We start from the raw sequence: 24,460 nt of genomic DNA, 5'->3' as shown, positions 1-24,460 counted from the left end.
TTCAAGACACCTGGGCGCCGGGCGGTTCGGGCGCCCGCGCAGGTGGTGTGTCCCGCCGGCGGGACACACCCTCCGGCGGGACGGGCGCCGGCGGCGCCCGGGTCTCACCGTGCTCCGGACCCGGCCAGCAGGCCCGTGATGTGCCCGGCGATCCGGCGCGGCGAGGGCTGGCGCAGGACCAGGTTCGCCCGCAGCTTCAGTCCGGTCGAGGCGGTCAGGCGCTTGCTCAGTTCCGCCGACAGCAGCGAGTCGAACCCGATCTCCTTGAACTCCTGGTCGGGGTCGACCGAGGCGCTGGAGGCGTGCCCGAGCACGAGCGCGACCTTCTCCACGACGTGCGCGAGCACGAGCGCCGCCGCGTCCTCGCCGGAGAGACCGGCGAGCCGCTCCGGCAGGGGGACGGCGCGCTCCCGCGCGCCGTCCCCGTCCGCCGGGGGGAGTTCGGCGGCGGCCGCCGCCGTCCGGGCGGAGGCCAGCCAGTAGCGCTGCCGCTGGAAGGCGTACGTGGGGAGGTCCGCCCGGGGACGCTCCCCGAACAGCGCGTTCCAGTCGACGGACCCGCCCCGGACGTGGAGGCCGGCGAGGGAGCCGAGGACGGACTCCGTCTCGTCGCGGTCGCGGCGGGAGGAGGCCAGCACCAGGGCGTCGTCGAGGTCTTCGACGATCTCCTGGACCGGGACGGTCAGCACGGGGTGCGGGCTCATCTCGATGAACACCCGGAACCCGTCGTCGGCCATCCGCCGGACGGAGGATTCGAAAAGGACCCTTTCGCGCAGGTTGTCGTACCAGTACTCGGGGTTCAGCCGGCCGGTGTCGATGACCTCGCCGTACAGGGTCGAGTAGAAGGGGACCGCCGAGGGCCCGGGGCTGATCCCGGCCAGCGGCGCGGTCACCTGGTCGCGGACCCGGGCCACCTGGGGGGAGTGGGAGGCGTAGTCCACCGATATCCGCCGGGCCTGGGCGCCGTCGGCCTTCATCTTCTCGACGAACTCGTCGAGCGCCTCCGGCTCCCCGGAGACCACGACCGAGCGGGGGCCGTTGACGACGGCGACGCTGATCCGGCCGCTCCAGGGGGCCAGGCGCTCCTCGACGACGTCGGCGGACTCCGCGACCGAGGCCATCCCGCCGTATCCGATCAGGTCCACCAGGGCCCTGCTGCGCAGCGCGACGATCCTGGCGGCGTCCCGCAGGGACAGCGCGCCGCTCACGCAGGCGGCGGCGATCTCGCCCTGGCTGTGCCCCACCACCGCGGCCGGTTCCACGCCCCAGGAGCGCCACAGGCCGGCCAGGGAGACCATCACCGCGAACAGCGCCGGCTGGACCACGTCCACCCGGTCCAGGGAGGGCGCGCCCTCCACGCCGTGCAGCACGTCGAGCAGTGACCAGTCGACCCACTCGGAGAGGGCGTCCGCGCAGGCGTCGAGCTGCCGGGCGAAGGCCGGGAAGTCGGCGTACAGCCGGCGCCCCATGCCCGCCCACTGCGAGCCCTGCCCGGGGAAGACGAAGGCGACGCCGCCGGGCGTGCCGGCCGCTCCCCGCACCACCGCCGGGGATTCGGCGCCCGTGCCGAGGGAGGCGAGCGCCTCCAGCAGCCCGTCGCGGCCGCGCCCGAGGACCACCGCGCGGTGCTCGAACCGCGTACGGGCCGACACCAGCGAGGCGCCGACGGCGGCGAGGTCGGCGTCCGGGCCGGCGGCGAGGAAGGCGCGCAGCTTGGCGGCCTGTCCCTCCAGGGCGGCCGCGCTCTTGCCCGACAGCACCCAGGGCACCAGTCCGCCGGGCAGGGCGGGGCCCGGGGCGGGCGCCTCGGCGGGCTCCTGCGGCGGGGCCTCCTCCAGGATGACGTGGGCGTTGGTGCCGCTGACCCCGAACGAGGAGACCCCGGCGCGGCGCGGGCCGTCCGCCCGGGTCCACTCCCGTCCCTCCACCAGCAGTTCGACTCCGCCGGAGGACCAGTCGACGTGCCGTGAGGGCTCCCCGACGTGGAGGGTCCTGGGCAGGTGGCGGTGGCGCATGGCCATCACCGTCTTGATGACCCCGGCGACGCCGGCGGCCGCCTGGGCGTGCCCCATGTTCGACTTCAGGGAGCCCAGCCACAGCGGGCGGCCCTCGGGCCGTTCCCTGCCGTAGGTGGCGAGCAGCGCGTCCGCCTCGATGGGGTCGCCGAGGACGGTGCCGGTGCCGTGGGCCTCGACGAGGTCCACCTCGGCGGGGGCGACCCCGGCGTCGGCCAGGGCCCGGCGGATCACCTTCTCCTGGGCGCGGCCGTTGGGGGCGGTCAGGCCGTTGCTGGCGCCGTCCTGGTTGACGGCGGAGCCGCGGACGAGGGCCAGCACCGGGTGGCCGTTGCGGCGGGCGTCGGAGAGCCGCTCCAGCAGCAGGACGCCCACGCCCTCGGCCCAGCCGGTGCCGTCCGCCCCGTCCGCGAAGGCCTTGCAGCGGCCGTCGGGCGAGAGGGCGCCCTGCCGGGCGAACTCCACGAAGGCGGCGGGCGAGGACATCACCAGCGCCCCGCCCGCCAGCGCGAGGGAGCACTCCCCCGCGCGCAGCGACCGCACGGCCAGGTGCAGGGCCACCAGCGAGGAGGAGCAGGCGGTGTCCAGGGAGACGGCCGGGCCGGTCAGCCCCAGCTCGTACGCGACGCGGCCGGAGGCGACGCTGAGGGAGCTGCCGTACAGCAGGTAGCCCTCCAGCTCGCGCTGCCCGGCCTCCAGGAAGCGCCATCCGTACTCGGTCGAGCTCACCCCGGAGAAGACGCCGACCTCGTCGCCGCGGACGTCGGCGGGGACGATCCCGGCCCGTTCGAAGGCCTCCCACGAGGTCTCCAGCAGCAGGCGCTGCTGCGGGTCGGTGGCCAGGGCCTCGCGGGGGCTGATGCCGAAGAACTCGGCGTCGAAGCCGGCCGCGTCGGCCAGGAAGCCGCCCTGGCGGACGTAGGCGCTGCCGGGGGCGTCGGGGTCCGGGTCGTACACGTCGCGCCAGCCGCGGTCGGCGGGGAAGGCGCCGACGACGTCGCGGCCCTCGCGGACCACCTCCCACAGTTCCTCGGGCGAGGACACGCCCCCGGGGTAGCGGCACGCCATGGACACCACGGCGATCGGTTCGCCCCGGCCGGCCTTGAGGTCCTCGTTCTCCCGGCGGAGGCGGTCGCGTTCCTCCAGGAGGGTGCGGAGCGCCCGCTGGACCCGGTCCGCGCCCTCCGCCGTCTGATCCGCGGAGTTGGTCATGTCACTACCTCTTCTCATCCAGGGCCAGGTCGAGCAGGGCGTCCAGGTCCATGCCCGCCAGTTCGTCCGTGCCGGGGTCCTCGTCCGCCGGCCGCGCGGCGCCGTCCTCCCCGGGCGGGGCCGCGCACGCCAGGACGGCCTCCAGGACGCCGGCCCGGCGCAGGGCGTCGATCGGGACGGTCCGCAGGACCTCCCTGATCTCGGCGTCCCGCGCCGGGTCCGGCTCCGGGGCTCCGTCCGTCCCGGCCGCGGGACGGAGCAGGGCGAGGAGGTGCAGGCCCAGCTCGTGGGGGGTCGGGTAGCTGAAGACGAGGGTGGACGGCAGGCGCAGCCCGGTGGCGGCGGACAGCCGGTTGCACAGTTCGACGCCGGTCAGCGAGTCGAAGCCGAGCTGGGTGAACGGCTGGTCGGCGTCGACGGCCCTGCCGGCCGGGTGGCCGAGGACGACGGCGGCCTGGTCGCGGACCCAGTCCACGGCGGCGGCCTCCGCCTCCGGCGCGGGCAGGCTCTCCAGCCGGGCGAACGGGTGCGCGGAGCCCGCGTCCCCGGCCGTGGCCGCCCGTGCGCGGCGGGGGCGTGCGCCCTCGGCGAGGCCGCGCAGGAGCGGCGGCAGCTCGTCGCCGGACCTGCCCCGCAGGCCCGCGAGGTCCACCCGGGCCGGGACGAGGACCGCCCGGTCGCTCGCGCTCGCCGCGTCGAACAGGGCCAGGGCCTCGGGGGTGGGCATGGGGGCGATGCCCATCCGGCGGAGCCGGGAGAGGTCGGCCCGGCCCAGGTCCCCGGTCATCCCGCTGCTCTGTTCCCACCAGCCCCAGCACAGGGAGGTGCCGGCCCGTCCGGACGCCCTGCGGTGGGCCGCCAGGGCGTCGAGGAAGCCGTTGGCCGCCGCGTAGTTGGCCTGTCCGGCGGTGCCGATCGTGCCGGCGAGGGCGGAGAAGTGGAGGTACGCCGACAGGGTGTGCCCGCGCGTCAGCTCGTCCAGGTGGACGGCGCCGGCCACCTTGGCGCGCAGGACGCGGTGCAGGCTCTCGGGGGTCAGCGACTCGACGGTGCCGTCCGCCAGCACGCCGGCCGCGTGGACGACGGCGGTCAGCGGGCGGCCGGCGGGCATGTCCGCGAGCAGCCCGGCCACGGCGGCCCGGTCGGCGATGTCGCAGGCCACGACCCGGACGGCGGCGCCGGCCTCCTCCAGCTCCGCGACCAGTCCGGGGACCCCGTCGGCGGCCGGCCCCCGGCGGCTCGCCAGCACCAGGCTGCGCACCCCGCGTTCGGTGACCAGGTGCCGGGCGACCAGCGAGCCGACGCCGCCGGTGCCGCCGGTGACCAGGACGGTGCCGTCGCCGAAGCCCTCGCCCAGTTCGAGGACGAGCTTGCCGGTGTGGCGGCCCTGGCTCATCTCGCGGAACGCCGCGCGGGCGTCGCGGACGTGGCGCACGGAGACCGGGCCGAGCCGCAGGCTGCCGTCGGCGAACAGTTCCATGACCTCCCGGAACATCGCCTGGAGGGCGTCCGGGCCGGCCGATCCGTAGAGGTCGAAGGCCCGGTAGTCGACTCCGGGGTGGTCGGCGGCCACCTGCCGGGGGTCGCGGATGTCCGTCTTGCCCATCTCGATGAAGTCGCCGCCGCCCGGGAGCAGGCGCAGGGAGGCGTCGACGTAGGCGTGCGCGAGGGAGTTCAGGACGACGTCCACCCCGCGGCCGCCCGTCGAGGCGAGGAACTTCTCGGCGAAGTCCAGGTCGCGCGAGGACGCCAGGTGCGCGTCGTCCAGGCCCTGGGCGCGCAGCGCGGGCCACTTGGCGGGGCTCGCGGTCGCGTACACCTCGGCGCCGGCGTGCCGGGCGAGCTGTACGGCGGCCGTGCCGACGCCGCCGGCGGCGGCGTGGATGAGGATGCGCTGCCCCTTCTTCAGCCGCATCACGTGGAAGAGGGCGTAGTAGGCGGTGAGGAAGGTGCTGGGGACGGACGCCGCCTCGGCGTGGCTCCAGCCGTCGGGGACGGGGGTCAGCAGGCGGTGGTCGGCGACGGCCACCGGGGCGAAGGCGCCGGGGAAGATGCCGGTGACCCGGTCTCCGGGCCGGAAGGCGGTCACGTCGCCGGCCGTCTCCAGGACCACGCCGGAGCCCTCGCTGCCGAGCCCGGCGTCGAAGTCGGTCCGGTCGATGAGCCCGAGGGCGATCGTGACGTCGCGGAAGTTGAGGCCCGCCGCCCGGACGGCGATGCGGACCTGCCCGCTCTCCAGGGGCGCCTCCACCTCGGGGCACGGCACCCACGTGAGGTTCTCCAGGGTGCCCTGGCGCGGGATGCCCAGGCGGTGCGCGCCCCGCGCGGGCGGTTCGAGCCGCCGGTCGGCGGGCGGGGCCGGGGCCAGGCGGGGCAGGAGCCAGGCGCCGTCGCGCAGTGCGAGCTCGCCCTCGCCGAGCCGCAGGGCGGCCGGGAGGACGGCGCCGGCGGTCTCCTCGTCGTCGACGTCGATGAGCCGGAACCTGCCGGGGTGCTCGGTCCCGGCGGAGCGGACCAGACCCCATACGGAGGCCCCGGGGAGGCTTTCGACGTCCTCGGCCGGGCCGGCGGCCTGGGCCCGGCGGGTGAGCACCACCAGGGTGGTTCCGGCGAGCCGTTCGTCGGCGAGGAAGCGCTGCACCAGGTCGAGCACGCGCTCGGCCGCCTCGCCCACGGCGGTGAGGGGGCCGGCGCCGGCCGGGACGAGGTCGTCCACGCGGAGCACGAGGTGGCGGGGGGCGTCCGCGCCGGAGGGGACCTCGGCGAGGGAGGCGTGGAGGGTGGCGCCGCCCGCCGCGGCGAGCCGGGCGGCCGGGCCGTCCCCGGCGCCGAGCACGCCCCAGGGCGCGGGGGCGGCGTCCCGGGGCTCCCGCGGGGCCGCGCTCCAGTCGAGTGCGTACAGGGGCGGCTCGTGGCCGGCGCCCGCCGGGCGCACCTGGTCGGCGGTGGCGGGGCGGAAGGTCAGGGCGTCGACGCGGGCGATCGCGCGGCCGCTCTCGTCGGCGATGTCCAGGGCGACGACGCCTTCGCCGGCGGGGGTGAGCCGGACGCGGACGGTCGGCCCGCAGCTCCCGGTGAGGGTCGCGCCGGACCAGGAGAAGGGCATCCAGCCCTGCTCCTCGGTGACGGTGATGACCCCGCCGACGACCACGGCGTGGAGCACGGTGTCGGTGAGCGCCGGGTGCAGGGCGAACCCGTCGCCGGCCGCCGCGCGGGCGTCCTCCGGGAGGGTGGCGAGGGCGAAGAGCTCCTCGCCGCGCCGCCAGACCTCGCGCAGTCCGCGGAAGGCCGGGCCGTAGTCGAAGCCGCGGTCGGCGAGGGAGTCGTAGAGGCCGTCGAAGGCGAGGCGCTCGGCGCCGGCCGGGGGCCAGGCCGACAGCGGTCCGCCGGGGCCGGCGCCGGCCGGTGCGGGGGCCGGGGCCGGGGCCAGGGTGCCCATGGCGTGCCGGGTCCAGCCGCCGGTGTGCGCGCCGTCCTCGGCGGGGCGCGCGTACACGTCCAGGGAGCGGCGTCCGTCCTCGTCCGCCGCGCCGACGACGGCCCGGACCCGGACCCCGCCCTCGTCGGGCAGGACCAGGGGGACCTCCAGGGAGAGTTCGCCGACGGCCGGGCAGCCGACGCGGTCGCCCACCGTCAGGGCCAGGTCGAGGTAGGCGGTGGCGGGGACGACGACCGAGTCGAACACGGCGTGGTCGGCGAGCCAGCCGTGGGTGCGCAGGGACCACAGGCCGGTGAAGACGGTCTCACCGGTGCCGGGGTGGTCCACCGAGGCGCCGAGCAGCGGGTGGTGCGGGGAGGTCAGTCCGGCGGAGGCCACGTCGGCGGTGGCGGTGCCGGCGAGGAAGTCCAGCCAGTAGCGCCGGCGCTGGAAGGCGTACGTGGGGAGGTCCACCGGCGGCTGCGTGCCGGTCAGGGCGGCCCAGTCCACGCGGGCGCCGCGGACGTGCAGTCCGGCGAGGGCTCCGGCCAGGCCCTCCGCCGGGCCCCGGTCGCGGCGGAAGGAGGCGATGACGTGGGCGTCGGCGCCCTCGGCGGCAAAGGCGTCCTGGCTGAGGCCGGCGAGGGTCGAGCCGGGTCCGACCTCGACGAAGACGCCGGCCCCGGCGGCGCGGGCGTGGGAGAGGGCCTCGTGGAAGCGCACGGGTGCGCGGACGTGCTCCACCCAGTGCGCGGCGGAGGTGAGCTCCCGGAGGGTGGCCTCGCGGCCCAGGAGGGTGGAGACGACGGGGATCCGCGGCCCCTCGCCCTCGGGGAAGGCGGGCAGGGCCGCCGCGAACTCCTCCAGGACCGGGTCCATGAGCGGGGAGTGGAAGGCGTGGTCGAACGGGAGGAGCTTGGCCGAGCGGCCGTCGGCGAGGAGCCGGTCGCGCAGGTCGTGGACCTCCTCGCGCAGGCCGGAGACCACCACCGAGTCGGGGCCGTTGACGGCGGCGACCGCGGTGCGGGCGTAGGGGGCGAGCAGGGCGCTGACTTCGGCCTCGGGGGCCCGGACGGCCAGCATGGCGCCGCGTTCGGTGACGGCCTGCATGGTGCGGCCGCGGGCGGCCACGATCCGGGTGGCGGTGTCCAGGTCGAGGGCCCCGGAGACGTGGGCGGCGGCGATCTCGCCGACGGAGTGGCCGATGAGGCGGTCCGGGAGCGGGCCGAACCGGGTCAGGGTCCGGTAGAGGGCGACCTGGAGGGCGAACAGCGCGGGCTGCATGACGTCCGTGCGGTCGGCGCCCTGCGGGTCGTCGGCCAGGAGCAGGGGCTTGAGGGGGAACGGGAGGTGCGCGTCGAAGCGGGCGCAGACCTCGTCGAGGGCCTCGGCGAAGACGGGGAAGGCCTCGCACAGGTCGCGGGCCACGCCGGTCCACTTGGCGCCCTGGCCGGGGAACATGAAGACGGTGCCGCCCCCTTCGGCGGCCGTACCGCGCACCACGGCGGGGTTCTCCGCGCCCTCGGCGAGGGAGGCGAGGGCGTCCAGCAGGCCCTCGCGGCCGCGGCCCAGGACGACCGCGCGGTGTTCGAAGACCGCCCGGCGGGAGACCAGGGAGGCGGCGACGGCGGCGGGGTCGGCCCCCGGGCCGGCGGCGGCGAAGGCGCGCAGCCGCCCGGCCTGGGCCCGCAGGGCCTGCTCCGAGCGGGCGGACAGCACCCACGGCAGCAGGCCGACGGCCCCGGCCGGGACCTGCTCGGCGGGCTCGGGGGTGTCCTCCTCCTCGGGGGCCTGTTCCAGGATGAGGTGGGCGTTGGTGCCGCTGGCGCCGAAGCTGGAGACGCCGGCCCTGCGGGGGCGGCCGGGCGCGGTGGTCCACTCGCGGGCCCCGGTGAGGAGTTCGACGGCGCCGGCGGACCAGTCCACGTGCGTGGAGGGGCGGTCCACGTGCAGGGTGGCGGGCATGACGCCGTGCCGCATCGCCATGATCGTCTTGATGATGCCGCCGACGCCGGCGGCGGCCTGGGTGTGGCCGATGTTCGACTTCAGCGAGCCCAGCCACAGGGGGTTGCCCGGTTCGCGGTCCTGCCCGTAGGTGGCGAGGAGGGCCTGCGCCTCGATGGGGTCGCCGAGGGTGGTGCCGGTGCCGTGGGCCTCCACGACGTCGACCTCGTCCGGCCGGACGCGGGCGTTGGCCAGGGCGGCCCGGATCACCCGCTGCTGGGCGGGGCCGCTGGGGGCGGTCAGGCCGTTGGAGGCGCCGTCCTGGTTGACGGCGGAGCCCCGGATGACGGCCCAGACGCGGCGGCCGTTGCGGCGTGCGTCGGAGAGCCGTTCGAGGACGAGCATGCCGACGCCCTCGGCGAAGCCGGTGCCGTCCGCCGCGTCGGCGAACGCCTTGCACCGGCCGTCGGCCGACAGGCCGCGCTGGCGCGCGAACTCCCGGAACACCTGCGGCGTCGCCATGACGGTGACCCCGCCGGCCAGCGCGAGGGAGCACTCGCCCTGCCGCAGGGACTGCACGGCCTGGTGCACGGTCACCAGCGAGGAGGAGCAGGCGGTGTCGGTGGAGACGGCCGGGCCCTCCAGGCCCAGCGCGTACGCCACCCGGCCCGAGGCCACGCTCAGCAGGGAGCCGGTCTGCGCGTAGCCCGAGATGGCCTCGGGGGTGTGGTGGTGGTTGCCGTAGCCGAAGTAGGCGAGGCCGGCGAAGACGCCGGTGTCGCTGCCGCGCAGGGTGTGCGGGTCGATGCCGGCCCGCTCCAGCGACTCCCACGAGGTCTCCAGGAGCAGCCGCTGCTGCGGGTCGGCGGCCAGCGCCTCGCGCGGGTTGATCTCGAAGAACTCGGCGTCGAAGTCGCCGGCGCCGTCCAGGAACCCGCCGGAGCGGGTGTAGCAGGTGCCCGGGCGGTCGGGGTCGGGGTCGTAGAGGCCCTCCAGGTCCCAGTGGCGGTCCTGCGGGAAGTCCGAGACCGCGTCGGCGCCGGCCCGCACCAGGTCCCACAGCTCCTCCGGGGAGCCGACGCCGCCCGGGTAGCGGCAGGCGACGCCGACCACCGCGATGGGCTCGGCGGCGGCGTCCGTCAGCTCCTGGAGGCGCTTGCGCGTCTCGATCAGCTCGATCGACGTCCGCCTGAGGTAGTCGAGGACCTCGGCGCTGTTGTCGTTCGTCATCGCTCTCCCCTAGCCGAGCTCTTTGTCCAGCAGCGCGAGGAGCTCTCCCGCTGAGGCCGAAGTGATCTGGTCGACGATGGCGACCGGTGATCCGGCGCCCGCCATCGCGCGGACTCGGCCCTGCAGCTCGCCGAGCAGAGTGGAAATGGTGGTGCGGTCCGCCGCTTCGAGCCGGAGGAAGGCGTCCTCCAGCCGGGCGCCCAGCCGTTCGATCTCCTGCGCCAGGGAGTCGGCCGGGGACGGCGGGGCCGCCGTCTCGAAGGCGAGGCCCTCGAACAGGAACAGGGCGAGGGCGGCCGGGTTCGGGTGGTCGAAGACGATCGTGGCGGACAGCTTCAGACCGGTCGCCGCCGACAGCTTGTTGCGCAGTTCCAGGGCGGTCAGCGAGTCGAGCCCGAGCTGTTTGAACGCCGTGTGCGGGCCGATCCGGGCGGTGTCGCGGTGGCCGAGGACGAGCGCGGTCTGCGTGCGGACCGCGTCGAGGAGCGCCGCCCGCGCCTCCTCGGGCGGCAGGGACGCGAGCCGCCGCGCCGGGTCCGGTTCGCCGTGGCCGCCGTCCCCCGGGCCCCCGGGGGCACCGCCCGGCGCGGCCAGCAGCGGGGAGACCGCGCCGGGGGCGGCGGGGTCCAGCCGGGCCGGGACCAGGACGGGCTCGTCCAGCGAGAGGGCCAGGTCGAAGAGGGCGAGCCCGTCCGACGAGGCCAGCGGCAGGACGCCCTGCCGGCGCAGGCGTACGACGTCGGTGTCGGCGAGGCCGGCGACCATCTCGCTGCGCTCGGCCCAGAAGCCCCAGCACAGGGAGGTGGCGGTCAGTCCGCCGGCCCGGCGGGCCTCCGCGAGGCCGTTGAGGAACCCGTTCGCCGCCGCGTAGCCGGCCTGTCCGGCCGTGCCGAGGACGCTCGCGACCGAGGAGAACAGCACGAACGCGGACAGGTCCAGGTGCCGGGTCAGCTCGTGCAGGTGCCAGGCGCCGCGGACCTTCGGCGCGAGGACCTCCGCCACCCGGTCCTCGGTCAGCGTCTCGACGACCCCGTCGGCCAGCACGCCCGCGCAGTGGACCACCGCGCTCAGCGGGTGCCCGGCCGGTACGGCGGCGAGGAGCGCGGCGACGGAGTCGCGGTCGGCGACGTCGCAGGCGACGACGTCCACGTGCGCTCCCGCGCCGGTGAGCTCGGTGCGCAGCGCGGCCGCCGCCGGGGCCTCGGGGCCCCGCCTGCCGGCCAGCAGCAGCCGGCGTACGCCGTGCCGCTCCACGAGGTGGCGGGCGAGCTTGGCACCCAGGCCGCCGGTGCCCCCCGTGATCAGGACGGTGCCGGAGCCGAGGGCCGGTACGCCGTCCGGGGCGCCCTCGGCGCGGGCCAGGACCGGGGTGGCCGCCGCTCCGGCCCGCAGCCGGATCTGGGGCGCGCCGGAGGCGGCCGCCGCCGGGAGGGCGGCGAGGGAGGCGGGCGTGCCGTCGGTGTCGACGAGCGTGAAGCGGCCCGGGTTCTCGGTCTGCGCGCTGCGGACGAAGCCCCAGACAGCGGCCGCGGCCGGGTCGGCGGGCGCCGCCGGGTCGTCGCCGACCGCGTCACGGGTCACGAAGACCAGGCGGGAGCCGGCGCACCGGTCGTCGGCGAGCCACTCCCGGGTGCGGCGCAGGACGGAGCGCAGGGTCCGCTCGACGCGGTCGGGGGTGCCGGCGCCGTCGGCGCCGGCGTCCGCGAGGTCGACGGGGGCGAGGACGACGGGGGGCACCGGCCCGTCCGGGGCGGCGGGTTCACCCGGGTCGGCGAAGACGCGCGCGTCCTGGTCCGGGGTGGCGGGGAGTCCGCCGGGGGCGGCGGGCAGGGGGAGGGGGGTCCAGTCCACCCGGAACAGGGAGTCGTGGTGGTCGAAGCCCAGGGCGGTCAGCTCCCCGACGTCGGCGGGGTGCAGGGTCAGCGCCTCGATGCCGCCGAGGGGGGTTCCGGCGCCGTCCGCGAGGGTCAGGGACAGGGTGTTCTCCCCGGCGGGCGCGAGGCGGACGCGCAGGACGCCGGGCCCGGCCGGCTCGGCGCGCAGGCCGGTGACGCGCCGGGGCAGCCAGCCTTCGGGCCGGGAGGCGTCGGTGATCCCGCCGAGGCCGGCCGGCAGGAGCGCGGCGTGGAGCAGTGCCGGGTGGAGCCGGTAGCGGCCGCCCGCGCCGTCGGCGGCGGGCAGCTCGGCCTCGGCGAGGAGGGTGTCGCCGTCGCGCCACACCGTGCGCAGGCCGCGGAAGAGGGGCCCGTAGCGGAAGCCGAGGGCGGACAGCCGGTCGTACTCGTCCTCGAACGGGACGGGGACCGCGCCGGCGGGGGGCCAGGCGGCGGGGAGGTCCTCGGGGCGGCCGGGTGCGGGGCCGGTTCCGACGGCGCCGGCGGCGTTGCGGGTCCAGTCCGCCTCGCCCTCGCCCCGGGAGTGGACGCCGATGGTCCCCTCGCCGTCGACGAGGACGCGGATCTCGCGCTCGCCCGTGCGGGGCAGCACCAGCGGGGCTTCCAGGGTGAGTTCGGCGACGGCGTCGCCGCCCGCGCGGTGGGCGGCCCAGAGGGCCAGTTCCAGCAGGACGGGGGCCGGTACCAGGGCGGCGCCGTGGACGGTGTGGCCGGCGAGCCAGGGGTGGCGTTCGAGGGAGAGCCGGCCGCCGGCCGCGACGCCGCCGGTGGCGCCGGAGCCCGCGGGCAGGTCGACGACGGCGTCGAGCAGCGGATGGTCGGACGTGCTCGCGCCGGTGCCCTCGGCGGGGGTGCCCAGCCAGTAGCGCTGGCGCTGGAAGGCGTAGGTGGGCAGTTCGGTGAACGGGCCGCCGTCGTCCGGGAAGGCGCTCTCCCAGGTCACCGCGGCTCCGGCGGTGAAGGCCTCGGCCGCCGAGCGGTGGAAGCGGGCGAGGCCGCCCTCGCCCCGGCGCAGGGTGCCCACGGCGAGGGCGTCCGCGCCCGCGTCGTCGAGGGTCTGTTCGACGCCGAAGGTCAGGACCGGGTGGGCGGAGGCCTCCACGAACCAGCGGAAGCCCTCGGCGGCCAGGGCCCGGGTCGTCTCCTCGAAGCGGACGGTGCGGCGCAGGTTGGTGTACCAGTACTCGGCGTCCAGGGCCGTCGTGTCCAGCCGGCCGGCGGTCACGGTCGAGAAGAACGGGATCCGTGCCGGGCGGGGCTTCAGGTCCGTGAGCAGGCGCCCGAGTTCCTCGCGGATCGCCTCGACGTGCGCGGAGTGGGAGGCGTAGTCGACGGGGATGCGGCGGGCCCGGATCCCGTCCGCCTCGCAGGCGGCCAGCAGCGCTTCCAGCGCGGCCACGTCCCCCGAGACCACGACGGAGGAGGGCCCGTTGACCGCCGCGACGGACAGGCCGTCGGTGAGCCGTGCGCGGACGGCGTCCGCCGGGAGTTCGACGGACACCATCCCGCCGAGCCCGGACAGGGCCAGGATCGCCCTGGACCGCAGCGCCACCACCTTGGCGGCGTCCTCGACCGAGAGGGCGCCCGCGACGCACGCGGCGGCGATCTCCCCCTGCGAGTGGCCCACCACGGCCTCGGGCCGTACCCCGTACGAGCGCCACAGCTCGGCCAGCGAGACCATCACGGCCCACAACGCGGGCTGGACGACGTCCACCCGCTCCAGCGCCCCCTCGTCCCCGAGGACCTCGTGGAGGGACCAGTCGACGTGCGGGGCGAGCGCGTCGGCGCACTCGCGCATCCGGCGCGCGAACACCGGGGACGTCTCCCACAGTTCGCGGCCCATGCCCACCCACTGGGAGCCCTGGCCGGGGAAGACGAACACGGTCTTGCCCCCGGGACGGGCGGGAGCGGCCGCGCCGTCGCCCTCGGCGGCGGCCGTCAGGGCGGCGAGCAGCCCGTCCCGGTCGGCGCCGACGACCACCCGGCGGTGGTCGAAGAGCGAGCGGGTGGTCACCAGGGCCCGGCCCACGCCGGCGAGCGGCAGGTCCGGGTCTGCGGCCACGTGGTCCCGCAGCCGCAGGGCCTGCTCCCGCAGGGCCTCGGGCGAGCGGGCCGACAGGACCCAGGGCACCGACCGGGGGGTGCCGTCGTGCGCCGGGGCGCCGGCCTCCCCGGGGGCCGGCGCGGAGGTCTGTTCGGGGGCCTGTTCGGGGGCCGGTGCGGAGGTCTGTTCGGGGGCCGGTGCAGGGGCCTGTTCGAGGATCAGGTGGGCGTTGGTGCCGCTGATCCCGAACGCGGAGACGCCGGCCCGCCGGGGCCGCCCGGGCGCGCCGGTCCACGGCCTGGCCTCGGTGAGCAGCCGGACCGCGCCGGAGTCCCAGTCCACGTGCCGCGAGGGCCGGTCGACGTGGAGGGTGGCGGGCAGCACCCCGTGGCGCAGCGCCATGATCATCTTGATCATCCCGCCGACGCCGGCGGCGGCCTGGGTGTGGCCGATGTTCGACTTCAGCGAGCCCAGCCACAGCGGGCTGTCCGGGTCCCGGTCCTGCCCGTAGGAGGCCAGCAGCGCCTCCGCCTCCAGGGGGTCGCCCAGGGTCGTACCGGTGCCGTGCGCCTCGACCGCGTCCACGTCCGCGGCGGACAGTCCGGCGTCGGCCAGGGCCGCCCGGACGACCTTCTCCTGGGCCAGGCCGTTCGGCGCGGTCAGCCCGTTGGACGCGCCGTCCTGGTTGACCGCCGAGCCGCGGATCACCGCGAGGACGCGGCGCCCGTGGCGCAGCGCGTCCGAGAGGCGTTCGAGGACGAGGACGCCCGCGCCCTCGGAGAAGCCGGTGCCGTCCGCCGCGTCGGCGAAGGCCTTGCACCGGCCGTCGGCCGACAGGCCGCGCTGGCGCCCGAGTTCCACGAGGACCCCGGGGGTGGGCATCGTCGACACCCCGCCGGCCAGGGCGAGGGAGCACTCCCCGGAACGCAGGGAGCGGACGGCCTGGTGGACGGCGACGAGGGAGGAGGAGCAGGCGGTGTCGGTGGAGACCGCGGGGCCCTCCAGCCCCAGGACGTACGCCACGCGCCCGGAGGCCACGCTGGTGTACGTCCCGGCGAGCGCGTAGCCCTCGACCTCGCCGGCCGCCGCGCCGCCCATGCGGGGGCCGTAGTCGACGGAGTAGAGGCCGGTGAACACCCCGGTCGCCGAACCCCGCAGCCCGGCCGGGTCGATCCCGGCGCGTTCCAGCGCCTCCCAGGAGGTCTCCAGCATCAGCCGCTGCTGCGGGTCCATGGCGAGGGCCTCGCGCGGGCTGATGCCGAAGAACGGCGCGTCGAACTCGGCGAGGCCGGAGAGGAACCCGCCCGCGCGCGCGTACGTCGTCCCGGGCGCCCCGGGGTCCTCGGAGTACAGCGCCTCCAGGTCCCAGCCCCGGTCCTCGGGGAACGGCCCCATGGCGTCCACCCCGTCGGAGACGAGCCGCCACAGTCCTTCGGGGGAGGTCACCCCGCCCGGGAAGCGGCACCCCGCCCCCACGACCGCGATGGGCTCGCGAGCGGCTTCCTCCAGCTCGCGCACCCGCTCGCGCAGCTCCCGCGCGTCGCCGACGGCGCGTCGCAAGTAGGAGCGGAGCTTGTCGACATCCTCCACCAGGGCCTCCCCCAACCGTTGCTCGGCAAGTACAGGTGCGGTTACGGCGGTTACACGTATCCGCGGTCGATCAGCGCGTACAGGTCGTCGTCACCGGCGGGTTCCGGGCCGGTCTCCTCCGCCGTCCCCGGGGCCCGCCGGGCCTCCGGTGCCCCTGCCGCCCCGGGTTCTCCGGGTGCCTGCGGTACCTCGGGTGCCAGGAGGGAGAAGAGGTGGCCGGCGAGCCGCTCGGGCGTGGGGTGGGTGAAGGCCACGGTGGCCGGGAGCCGTACCCCGGCCGCGGCCGTGAGCCGGTTGCGCAGCCCCACCGCCCGGGCGGAGTCGAAGCCCAGGTCCTTGAAGGTCTGCGTCGCCCGCGCCGCGAGGGCGGCGCCCGTCAGGCCCGGGGACTCGGCGCTCAGCAGCGCCGCCGTCTCGGCGCACACCAGGGCGAGGACCGCCTCCCGCGAGCCCAGGTCCGTCGCGGCGCCGCTTGCGCCGGGCCGCGCGGCGGCCGTCTCCTCGGGCGGGGTCAGCCAGTACCGCTGCCGGCGGAACGGGTAGGTCGGCAGCGCGATCCGGCGCGGCCGGGCCCCGGCGAACACCGCGTCCCAGTCGGCGGGCCCACCGCGTACGTGGAGGGCGGCCAGGGACTCCAGGACCTTGCCCGGGCTCCCGTCGTGCTTGCTCAGGGTGGCGACGACCACGGGCGAGGCGCCCAGCGCGTCGGCCGTCTCCTCGATCGCCACCTGGAGGACGGGGTGCGGGCTGATCTCGATGAAGGTGGTGTGGCCCTGCTCGATGAGGTGCCGCGTGGCGGCCTCGAAGCGGACGGTGTGCCGCAGGTTGCGGAACCAGTAGGCGGTGTCCAGGACGGCCGGGTCGACCGGGCCGCCGGTCACCGTCGAGTGGATCGCCGCCGTCGCCCGCCCGGGGGTGATCGGGCCCAGCCCCTCCGTCAGCGGTCCCTCGAACCGGTCCAGCAGCGGCGAGTGCCCGGGGACGGTGGACCGGATCAGCCGGGCGCGCACACCCCGGGCCTCGCAGTCCGCGACCAGTTCCCCGACGGCCGCGCTCTCGCCCGAGACGGTGGTGGAGTGGGGTCCGTTGACGGCGGCGATCCCGATCCGGTCGCCCCACCGCGCCATCAGTTCGCGCACCCGGGCCTCGGGCAGCAGGACGCCGGCCATGGCGCCCTGCCCCGCGACGGTGGCGAGCAGCCGGGAGCGCAGGGCCACGATCCGGGCCGCGTCCTGAAGGGTCAGGGCGCCCGCGACGTGGGCCGCGGCGATCTCGCCCTGGGAGTGGCCGACGACCGCGTCCGGGGTCACGCCCAGCGCGTTCCACATCCGTGCCAGGGACACCAGCATCACGAACAGCGCCGGCTGGACGACCTCGATCCGCTCCAGCGACGCGGACCCCGGCGCACCGGTCAGCACGTCCACCACGTCCCAGTCGACGTGCGGTGCGAGGGCCTTCGCGCACGCGTCGACCGAGCGGGCGAAGACCTCCGACCCGTCGTAGAGCCGCCGGCCCATGCCCGCCCACTGCGAGCCCTGGCCCGGGAAGACGAACACGACCGGGCCGGCCGGCTCGGCGGCCGTGCCGCGCACCACGTTCGCCGGGTCACCGCCCGCCGCGAAGAGGCCGAGGGCCTCCAGGGCCTCGTCGCGGCCGGAGCCCAGGACGACCGCCCGGTGCTCGAAGCGCGAGCGGGTCGCGGCCAGCGAGTGGCCGACGTCGGCGGGGGACAGCGAGGCGTCGGCGGCGACCAGGTCCCGCAGCCGCGCCGCCTGTTCCCGCAGGGCCGGCTCCGAGCGGGCGGAGAGCACCCACGGCAGGACCCCGGAGACCGGGTCACCGCCGGTGGCCGCCGGGGTGGCGGGGGCCGCGCCGGACACCACGGCGGCGTCGGGGGCCTGTTCCAGGATCACGTGCGCGTTGGTGCCGCCCATGCCGAAGGCCGAGACGCCCGCGCGCCGGGGCCGCCCGGGCACGGCCGGCCAGGGGCGGGCGGCCGTCAGGACCTCGAAGTGCTCGTGGAAACCGGCGATGGCGGGGTTCGGGGAGCGGAAGTTCAGGCTGGGGACGAGCTGGGCGCGGTCCAGGCAGAGCGCCGCCTTGACGAAGCCGACGATGCCCGCGGCCGGCTCCAGGTGCCCGACGTTCGTCTTCACCGAGCCGATGACCAGGGGCCGCCGGCGGCCGGTCGCCCGGAACACCTCGCGCAGGCCCGCCGCCTCGGCAGGGTCGCCCATGCGGGTCCCGGTGCCGTGGGCCTCGACGTAGTCGACGGTGTCGAAGGGGACGTCCGCACGGGCGAGGGCGGCCCGGACGGCGGCCGCCTGCCCGGCGGGGCTGGGGTCGGGCATCCGGGTGGTCGCGCCGCCGCTGGCGACGCCCCAGCCGCGCACCACCGCGTAGACGTGGTCGCCGTCGGCGAGGGCGAGGTCGAGCCGCTTCAGCAGGACGAACGCCCCGCCCTCCCCCCGGGCGAAGCCGTTGGCCCGCTCGTCGAAGGTGTGGCAGCGGCCGTCGGGCGACAGGGCGCCCAGGTTGGCCAGGGCCGTTCCCGCGTCCGGATCGGCGATCAGGTGCACGCCGCCCGCCAGGGCCAGGTCGACCGCGCCAGCGCGGATGCGTTCGCAGGCCAGGGCCAGCGACACCAGGGAGGAGGACTGGCCGGAGTCCGCGCAGAAGCTCATGCCGCGGACGTCGAACAGGGCGGAGATCCGGTTGGCGATCATCGCCCCGTTGGAGCCGAGGGCGGCGTAGTGGTCGTCCCGGTCGGTTCCGGAGAGCCTGCGCAGCAGGTCGTACCCGGACGGGGCGGTGCCGACCACGACGTCGACCTCGCGGCCGGCGAGGGTGCCCGCCGGGACGCCCGCGTCCTCGACGGCCTCCCAGGCGAGCTCCAGGCCCAGGCGCTGCACCGGGTCCATGGCGGCGGCCTCCGCCGGTCCCGCGCCGAAGAACGCGGCGTCGAAGCCGTCGATGGAGTCGAGGAAGGAGCCCCGCTCCAGGGTGGCCGCGTCCGGATGGGCCGTGCGGTCCGCTCCGGCCGCCCGGGAGGCGGGGAACGTCCCGACGGTGGACTCCCCGTCGTGCAGGAGGCGCCAGAACGCGCGCGGGTCGTTCACACCGGGGAACCGGCACGACATCCCGATGACGGCGATGTCGGCGGCGGCGCCGTTCATACGCATTCCCTTCCGGTTCTCTCGGCTTGTCGCTCGGGGGCGGGCGGCTGGGGCGTCACCGCCAGGAGGTCAGGGACTCCAGCAGCTCGTCCGGCGCGTCCATGAAGTCGTAGTGGCCGCCCCCGACCACCCGGAACTCGACCGAGTCCGAGTACCGGCGCCACCCTTCGAGGTCCTCCGGGCTCACGTCGGCGTCGTCGCGCCAGTGCAGGACGACGATCGGGCAGTCCAGCCGGACCGGCTCCGTCCGCCGGTAGGCGCCGGCGGCGGCGTGGTCGCGCAGCAGCGTGAACATGCCCAGGTCGATCATGTCCGGCCGGGGTTCGATCCCCCGGCCGCGCACGAACGCCTCCAGTTCGGCGCGCAGTTCGGGTTCGGTCAGGCCGAGCATCCGGTCGCGCGAGGCCTCGTGCGGGGCGGGCTGGGCCGACACGTAGAGGCACTCCGGTCCGGGCAGGCCGCGGGCGGCGAGCCGGAGCACGGTCTCGTACGCGGGCATCGCCCCGGCGCAGTGCGCGAAGACCGCGTACGGCCGGTCCAGGAGCGGTGCCAGCGGCTCGACGAGGCTGTCGGCCAGGTCCTCGTAGGTGCCGTAGTGCGGGTGCGCCAGCCGGTTCTCGCGGCCGGGGAACTGCACCGGGCAGACCTCCGCCCCGCCGATCGCGGCGGGCCAGGCGCTGAAGGCCGAGGCCCCGGAGCCGGAGAAGGGGAAGCACAGGAGCCGGGCGGGGGCGTCGGCGGAGGGCGGGCGGACGAACCACGGCGAGGGGGCGGTGGTGGTGCCGGGGGTCATGGGGTCCGCCGTTTCTCGCCGGTGACGGGCAGGTGGGTCAGGCCGGCGATGAAGTACGACCGCAGGTGCTGCGGTTCGCCGGCGAATTCGAGGGACTCGAAGCGCGCGAGCAGTTCCTCGAAGAAGACGCGCAGCGTCATCCGGGCCAGCGGGGCGCCGATGCAGAAGTGCGGGCCGAACCCGAAGGCGCCGTGGCGCTTGGCCCCGGCCCGGGTGATGTCGAAGGAGTGCGGGTCGGGGAAGACGGACGCGTCCCGGTTGCCCGAGCCGATCCAGGCCACGACCGCGCCGCCGGCCGGGACGGTGCCCCCGGCGATCTCGACGTCGTCCACCGCGTACCGCATGAAGTTGCAGGCGGCCGAGGTCCAGCGCAGGCCCTCCTCGACGAGGTTCGGGACCAGGGCCGGGTCGGCGGCCGCCTTGCGGTACTGCTCGGGGCGCTCGATGAGCGCCTGGACCGTGCCGGAGACGGTGTGCGGGGTCGTGACGTTGGCGCCGAGCAGGATGCTGTAGCCGTCGAGGGCGATCTCCTCGTCGGACAGCGGCTCGCCGCCGGGGCGGACGCTCGTGAGGTGGTGGAGCAGGCTCTCGTCCTCCACGCCGGCGGCCCGGTGGGTGCGGGCCCAGTCGCGGACGTAGGTGAGGAGCTCGTGGTGGGAGATGGCCAGGGTCGCGGCCTCGCTGCCCAGGCGGAAGTGCGGGTCCGAGGGGGCCGTCACCATGGCGGTCAGCCGGACCAGCTCCTCCCAGTCCTTCTCCGGGATGCCGAGCAGCGGTCCGGTGACCAGCGCGGGCAGCAGCAGTGCCTCTTCGGCCAGGTCGAAGACGGCGCCGTCCAGGGCGGGTTCCAGGAAGCGGACGACCGTGGCGCGGATGCGCTCCTCCCAGACCCGGACCGCGCGCGCGGTGAGCTTGGAGCCGAGCGGCCGGCGGACCTCGGTGTGCCGCGGCGGGTCGGTGGAGGTCATCAGCACCCCGGCGGCGGGGTCGTCCGTCCCGAGGTGGGTGGGGACCGTGCCGCGTTCGGAGGTGAACTCGCGGTGGTCGCTCAGGACGCGGCGGACGTCCTCGTAGCGGGTGACCGACCAGAACTCGCGGCCGTCCGGCAGGACCTGTTGGTGCAGGGGCGCCTGCTCCCGCATCAGGTCCCAGACGGGGTGCGGGTCGCCGGAGCCGTAGAGGTCCAGGTCGAACAGGTCGACGCCGGCGAGGCCGGTGTCGCGGGCGGGACCCGGCGTGAGCCTCACGCCCCGGTCCTGCCCTGCTCGATCAGCTCGGCGACCCGGGCCGGGGTCTGCGCCAGGTAGAAGTCACGGACGGACAGCGTGACGCCGTACTGCTCCGTGACCCGTTCGATGATCTTGATGCCGCTGAGGGAGTTGCCGCCGATCGTGAAGAAGTCGTCCTCCACGCCGACCTCGCGGCCGAGGTGTTCTCCCCAGAGCTCCGCGATTTCCTGGCCCAAAGATCCCATTGCCCGTCTGTCCTTCCTCCGCCGGCCGGGGGTTCCCCCGGCCGTGCCGTCCCGCCGGCGGGACACGTCCTCGAGCGGCCGGACCGAGTCTCGCGTGGATGCGCGGCGGCCCGTACCGCTTCGGCGGTGCCCGGCGTCCGCCGGCGAATGGGGTTGAGAGTGCGCCGGCGGTCCTGCTCCCGCCGGCCGTCCCGCCGGCGGGACAAGAGAGGTCCGGCCGTCCCGTCCCGGCGGTGGCGTTCCTTGACCGGCCGATTCGGGTTCAGTGAACGTGAGGGTGATTTAACGGCGTTAGAGGCGCAGTCGAACGAGGGGGAACGACGTGGGGCATACGGGTACGGACGCGGACGTGATCGTCGCGGGTGCCGGGCCGACGGGGCTGATGCTCGCCTGCGAGCTGCGGCTGGCGGGCGCGGACGTGGTGGTGGTCGAGCGGCTCGCGGAGCGGACGGGCGAGTCCCGGGCCGGCGGGATCCACTCGCGCACCCTGGAGGTGCTGGACCAGCGCGGGATCCTCGACCGGTTCCTGGCGGAGGGCGAACCGCAGCCGGTCGGCCATTTCTCCGGTCTTTATCTGGAGTTCGACGAGTCGGAGTCGAGGCACCCCTATCCGCTGATGATCCTCCAGTCGGCCGTCGAGCGGCTCCTGGAGGAGTGGGCGCTCGAACTCGGCGTGCGGATCCGGCGGTCGGCCGCGGTGAGCGGGATCCACCAGGACGCGGAGACGGTGACGGTCGCGCTGGAGACCGGCGGGGAGGGCGGCGCGCGGCTGCGCGCCCGCTATCTGGTGGGCTGTGACGGCGGGCGCAGCACGGTGCGCAAGCTGGCGGGCATCGGCTTCCCCGGCACGGAGGCGACGATGACGGCGCTGATCGGCGACGTCGAACTCCCGGACCTGCCCGAGGACTACGTCTGGGTGCGGCGCACACCGGGCGGCGACTACTCGGCGATCGCCTTCGAGCCGGGCTGGTACCGGGTGATCACCTCCGAGTACGACCGGGTCGCGGACCGCGACGAGCCGGCGACGTTCGAGCAGCTGCGGGAGTCGCTGATCCGGGTCGCGGGGACCGATTTCGGCATGCGCGCCCCCCGCTGGGTCTCCCGGTTCAACGACGCCGCGCGGCAGGCCGCCGAGTACCGCAGGGGCCGGGTGCTGCTGGCGGGCGACGCCGCGCACATCCATTTCCCGGCCGGCGGGCAGGGGCTGAACATGGGCGTGCAGGACGCGGTCAACCTGGGCTGGAAGCTGGCCTCGGTGGTCGCGGGCCGGGCGCCGGAGGAGCTGCTGGACAGCTACCACGCCGAGCGCCACCCCGTCGGGGAGCGGGTGCTGCACAACACCCGGGCGCAGGCGGCCCTGGCCCGGCCGGGCGCGGCGACGGACGCGCTGCGCGAGGTGTTCGGCTCGCTGATGGTCTTCGACGACGTCAACCGGGTGCTGCGGCACATGCTGACCGCCCTGGACGTCCGCTACCCGGTGGGCGGCGACCACCCGATGGAGGGGCGCCGGGTCTTCGACGCCGACCTCAAGACGGACGGCGGCGTCACCGGCGTGTACCCGCTGCTGCACGCGGGCCGCCCGGTCCTGCTCGACCTGCGCGGCGGCGGGGAGGTCGCGGCGGCCGCGGAGGGCTGGACCGACCGGGTGGACCTCGTGGAGGCGCGCAGCGAGGACGCCTCCTGGCCGGTCCCGCCCGTCGGCGAGGTGCCCGCTCCGGCCGCCCTGCTGATCCGCCCCGACGGCCATGTGGCCTGGGCGGCGGACTCGGTGGGCGCGGAGCGGGCGGCGGCGCTGCGGACGGCGCTCACCACCTGGTTCGGTCCGGCCCGGCGGGGGTGAGCGGGGGCGGACGCACGGAGGGCGGCCGCCGGACCCCCTGCCGGGGGTGCGGCGGCCGCCCTTCGCGTCGTCCGCGGCCGGGGCCGGGTCAGGCCCGCTTGTTGAACGTGGAGACCGCCCAGAGGTAGCCGAGGAGGGCGAGCCCGAGGCACCAGGCGACGGCGGCGATGGCGTCGCCGCCCGACGGGTGGCCCTGGAGCAGTCCGCGCAGGGTCTCGATGATCGGGGTGAAGGGCTGGTACTCCGCGAACTGCCGGATGCCCGTGCCCATGGTCTCCGCGGGGACGAAGGCGGTGCTCAGGAACGGCAGCATGATCAGCGGTACGGAGGCCAGGCCGGCCGATTCCACGGTCTTGGCGGCCAGTCCGGTGGCGACGGTGAGCCAGCCGGCCGCGAAGCTCAGCAGCACGATGACGCCGACGACGCCGAGCCAGTCGAGGGCGCTCGCGGCCGGGTCGAAGCCCATGGCGAAGGCCACGCCGACGATGGCCGCGCAGGCCACCAGGCAGCGCACCGAGGTGACGATGACGTGTCCGGTGAGCATGGCGCCGCGGGAGACGTCCATGACCTTAAAGCGGTTGATGATGCCCTTGGTCATGTCGTCGTTGACGGCGGTGGCGGTGGCGCCCAGCCCGTAGCTGATGGCCATGACGAGCAGGCCGGGCGTGGCGTAGTCCACGTAGTCCTCGCCGACGCTGAAGGCGCCGCCGAACACCCCGACGAACATGAGCATGATGATGATGGGGAACAGGACCGCGTTGAAGACCGTGACGGGGTTGCGCACGGTGTGCTTCAGGTTGCGGCGCAGCATGATCGCCGAATCGGCCAGCGGTGTCGAGACCGTGCTCACTGTGCGATCGCCTCCTTGCCGGTGTGCTGGGTGCCCGCCGTCTGCTCGGTCAGGGCGAGGAAGACGTCGTCGAGGTCCGGGCGCTGCACGGAGAACTCCTGGGCGTCGATGCCGTGCGCGTCGAGGCGGTCGAGCAGGGCCCGCACGGAGCGGGTCTCGCCGTCGCCGGGCACCCGCAGGGTGAGCTCCTCCTCGTCCCGGGAGGCCTCGGTCAGGACCCGGGCCGCCGCGTCGAGTTCGACGAGGTCGGCGAAGCGGAACCGGACGTGGGTGCCGGGGATCTGGCGCTTGAGCTCCTCGGGGGTGCCCTGGGCGACCAGGCGGCCCTGGTTGAGGACCGCGATCCGGTCGGCGAGCTGGTCCGCCTCCTCCAGGTACTGGGTGGTGAGGAAGATGGTGGTGCCCTCGGCGACCAGCTCGCGGACGATCCCCCACATGGTGCGCCGGCTGCGCGGGTCGAGACCCGTGGTCGGCTCGTCCAGGAAGATCACCTGCGGGTTGCCGACCAGGGTCATCGCCAGGTCCAGCTTCCGGCGCATACCGCCGGAGTAGGTCGAGGCCTGCTTGTCCGCCGACTCGACGAGGTCGAACCGCTCCAGCAGCCCCGTGACCACGCGGCCGCCGTCGCGCACGCGCTTCAGGTCCGCCATCAGCGTGAGGTTCTCCCGGCCCGACAGCAGCTCGTCGACCGCGGCGAACTGGCCGGTGACGCCGATGGCCCCGCGCACCCGCTTGGTCTCGGTCGCCACGTCGTGCCCGGCGACGTGCACGGTGCCGGCGTCGGCCTTCATCAAGGTCGTCAGGACGTTGACCGTCGTCGTCTTGCCGGCACCGTTGGGGCCGAGCAGGGAGAAGACCGATCCCGCGGCGACGTCGAAGTCGATGCCGTCGAGCACGACCTTGTCACCGTATGCCTTACGCAGCCCTGAAACTGCGATCGCTGAACTTCTCATGCCTCCACTTTCCTCTCGGGGCCTGT

General features: G+C 75.9%; 9 protein-coding genes and 1 pseudogene. 1 reads left to right on the top strand and 9 read right to left on the bottom strand.

Going from position 1 to position 24,460, the window contains the following annotated elements:
* Positions 1-104: 104 nt before the first annotated feature.
* From ABT403_RS14925 to ABT403_RS14895, 7 genes and pseudogenes are all read right to left on the bottom strand, one after another.
* Positions 105-3,245, bottom strand: a complete 3,141-nt coding sequence (locus ABT403_RS14925) for a type I polyketide synthase (RefSeq protein ID WP_502966010.1) — start codon at positions 3,243-3,245, stop codon at positions 105-107.
* The gene (locus ABT403_RS14920) at positions 3,232-9,819 is read right to left on the bottom strand and encodes a type I polyketide synthase (protein ID WP_344161173.1); all 6,588 of its coding nucleotides are present in this window, start codon (positions 9,817-9,819) and stop codon (positions 3,232-3,234) included. Before ABT403_RS14920 ends, ABT403_RS14925 begins: the two co-directional genes overlap by 14 nt.
* Positions 9,820-9,828: 9 nt before the next feature.
* Positions 9,829-15,303 (bottom strand): annotated as a pseudogene (locus ABT403_RS14915) (type I polyketide synthase); the annotation flags it as partial.
* Between the two features lie 95 nt (positions 15,304-15,398).
* A complete protein-coding gene (locus tag ABT403_RS14910; protein ID WP_344161179.1) occupies positions 15,399-18,524 on the bottom strand; it encodes a type I polyketide synthase in 3,126 nt (1,041 codons plus the stop codon).
* A 55-nt stretch (positions 18,525-18,579) separates the two neighbouring features.
* Positions 18,580-19,317: a thioesterase II family protein gene (locus ABT403_RS14905; protein WP_344161182.1), complete on the bottom strand. Its 738-nt coding sequence runs from the start codon at positions 19,315-19,317 to the stop codon at positions 18,580-18,582.
* The gene (locus ABT403_RS14900; protein WP_344161185.1) at positions 19,314-20,564 is read right to left on the bottom strand and encodes a cytochrome P450; all 1,251 of its coding nucleotides are present in this window, start codon (positions 20,562-20,564) and stop codon (positions 19,314-19,316) included. Before ABT403_RS14900 ends, ABT403_RS14905 begins: the two co-directional genes overlap by 4 nt.
* Positions 20,561-20,791: a phosphopantetheine-binding protein gene (locus ABT403_RS14895; protein WP_344161188.1), complete on the bottom strand. Its 231-nt coding sequence runs from the start codon at positions 20,789-20,791 to the stop codon at positions 20,561-20,563. The genes ABT403_RS14900 and ABT403_RS14895 overlap by 4 nt, the downstream gene beginning before the upstream one ends.
* Before the next feature lie 322 nt (positions 20,792-21,113).
* Between ABT403_RS14895 and ABT403_RS14890 the strand changes: the two genes are divergently transcribed.
* Positions 21,114-22,631 (top strand): FAD-dependent monooxygenase, encoded by a 1,518-nt coding sequence (locus ABT403_RS14890; protein ID WP_344161191.1) that lies wholly within the window; start codon positions 21,114-21,116, stop codon positions 22,629-22,631.
* Positions 22,632-22,719: 88 nt separating this feature from the next.
* On the opposite strand, the gene ABT403_RS14885 is transcribed toward ABT403_RS14890, so the two are convergent.
* Complete coding sequence (locus ABT403_RS14885; protein ID WP_344161194.1) at positions 22,720-23,481, bottom strand: ABC transporter permease; 762 nt, start codon at positions 23,479-23,481, stop codon at positions 22,720-22,722.
* Positions 23,478-24,434, bottom strand: coding sequence for an ATP-binding cassette domain-containing protein (locus ABT403_RS14880; RefSeq protein ID WP_344161197.1), 957 nt, complete (start codon positions 24,432-24,434; stop codon positions 23,478-23,480). Before ABT403_RS14880 ends, ABT403_RS14885 begins: the two co-directional genes overlap by 4 nt.
* Between the last annotated feature and the right edge of the window lie 26 nt (positions 24,435-24,460).

The organism is Streptomyces sp. NPDC000075 (assembly GCF_040301925.1).
In the GTDB taxonomy this organism is placed as follows: domain Bacteria; phylum Actinomycetota; class Actinomycetes; order Streptomycetales; family Streptomycetaceae; genus Streptomyces; species Streptomyces polychromogenes.
The sequence above is the reverse complement of the archived record's forward strand: the minus strand, read 5'-3'. Positions and strand labels throughout refer to the sequence as shown.

Coding starts and splice junctions, on each gene's coding strand:
- ABT403_RS14925 (WP_502966010.1), bottom strand. CDS start 3,245: ATGAGAAGAGGTAGTGACATGACCAACTCCGCGGATCAGACGGCGGAG.
- ABT403_RS14920 (WP_344161173.1), bottom strand. CDS start 9,819: ATGACGAACGACAACAGCGCCGAGGTCCTCGACTACCTCAGGCGGACG.
- ABT403_RS14910 (WP_344161179.1), bottom strand. CDS start 18,524: ATGAACGGCGCCGCCGCCGACATCGCCGTCATCGGGATGTCGTGCCGG.
- ABT403_RS14905 (WP_344161182.1), bottom strand. CDS start 19,317: ATGACCCCCGGCACCACCACCGCCCCCTCGCCGTGGTTCGTCCGCCCG.
- ABT403_RS14895 (WP_344161188.1), bottom strand. CDS start 20,791: ATGGGATCTTTGGGCCAGGAAATCGCGGAGCTCTGGGGAGAACACCTC.
- ABT403_RS14880 (WP_344161197.1), bottom strand. CDS start 24,434: ATGAGAAGTTCAGCGATCGCAGTTTCAGGGCTGCGTAAGGCATACGGT.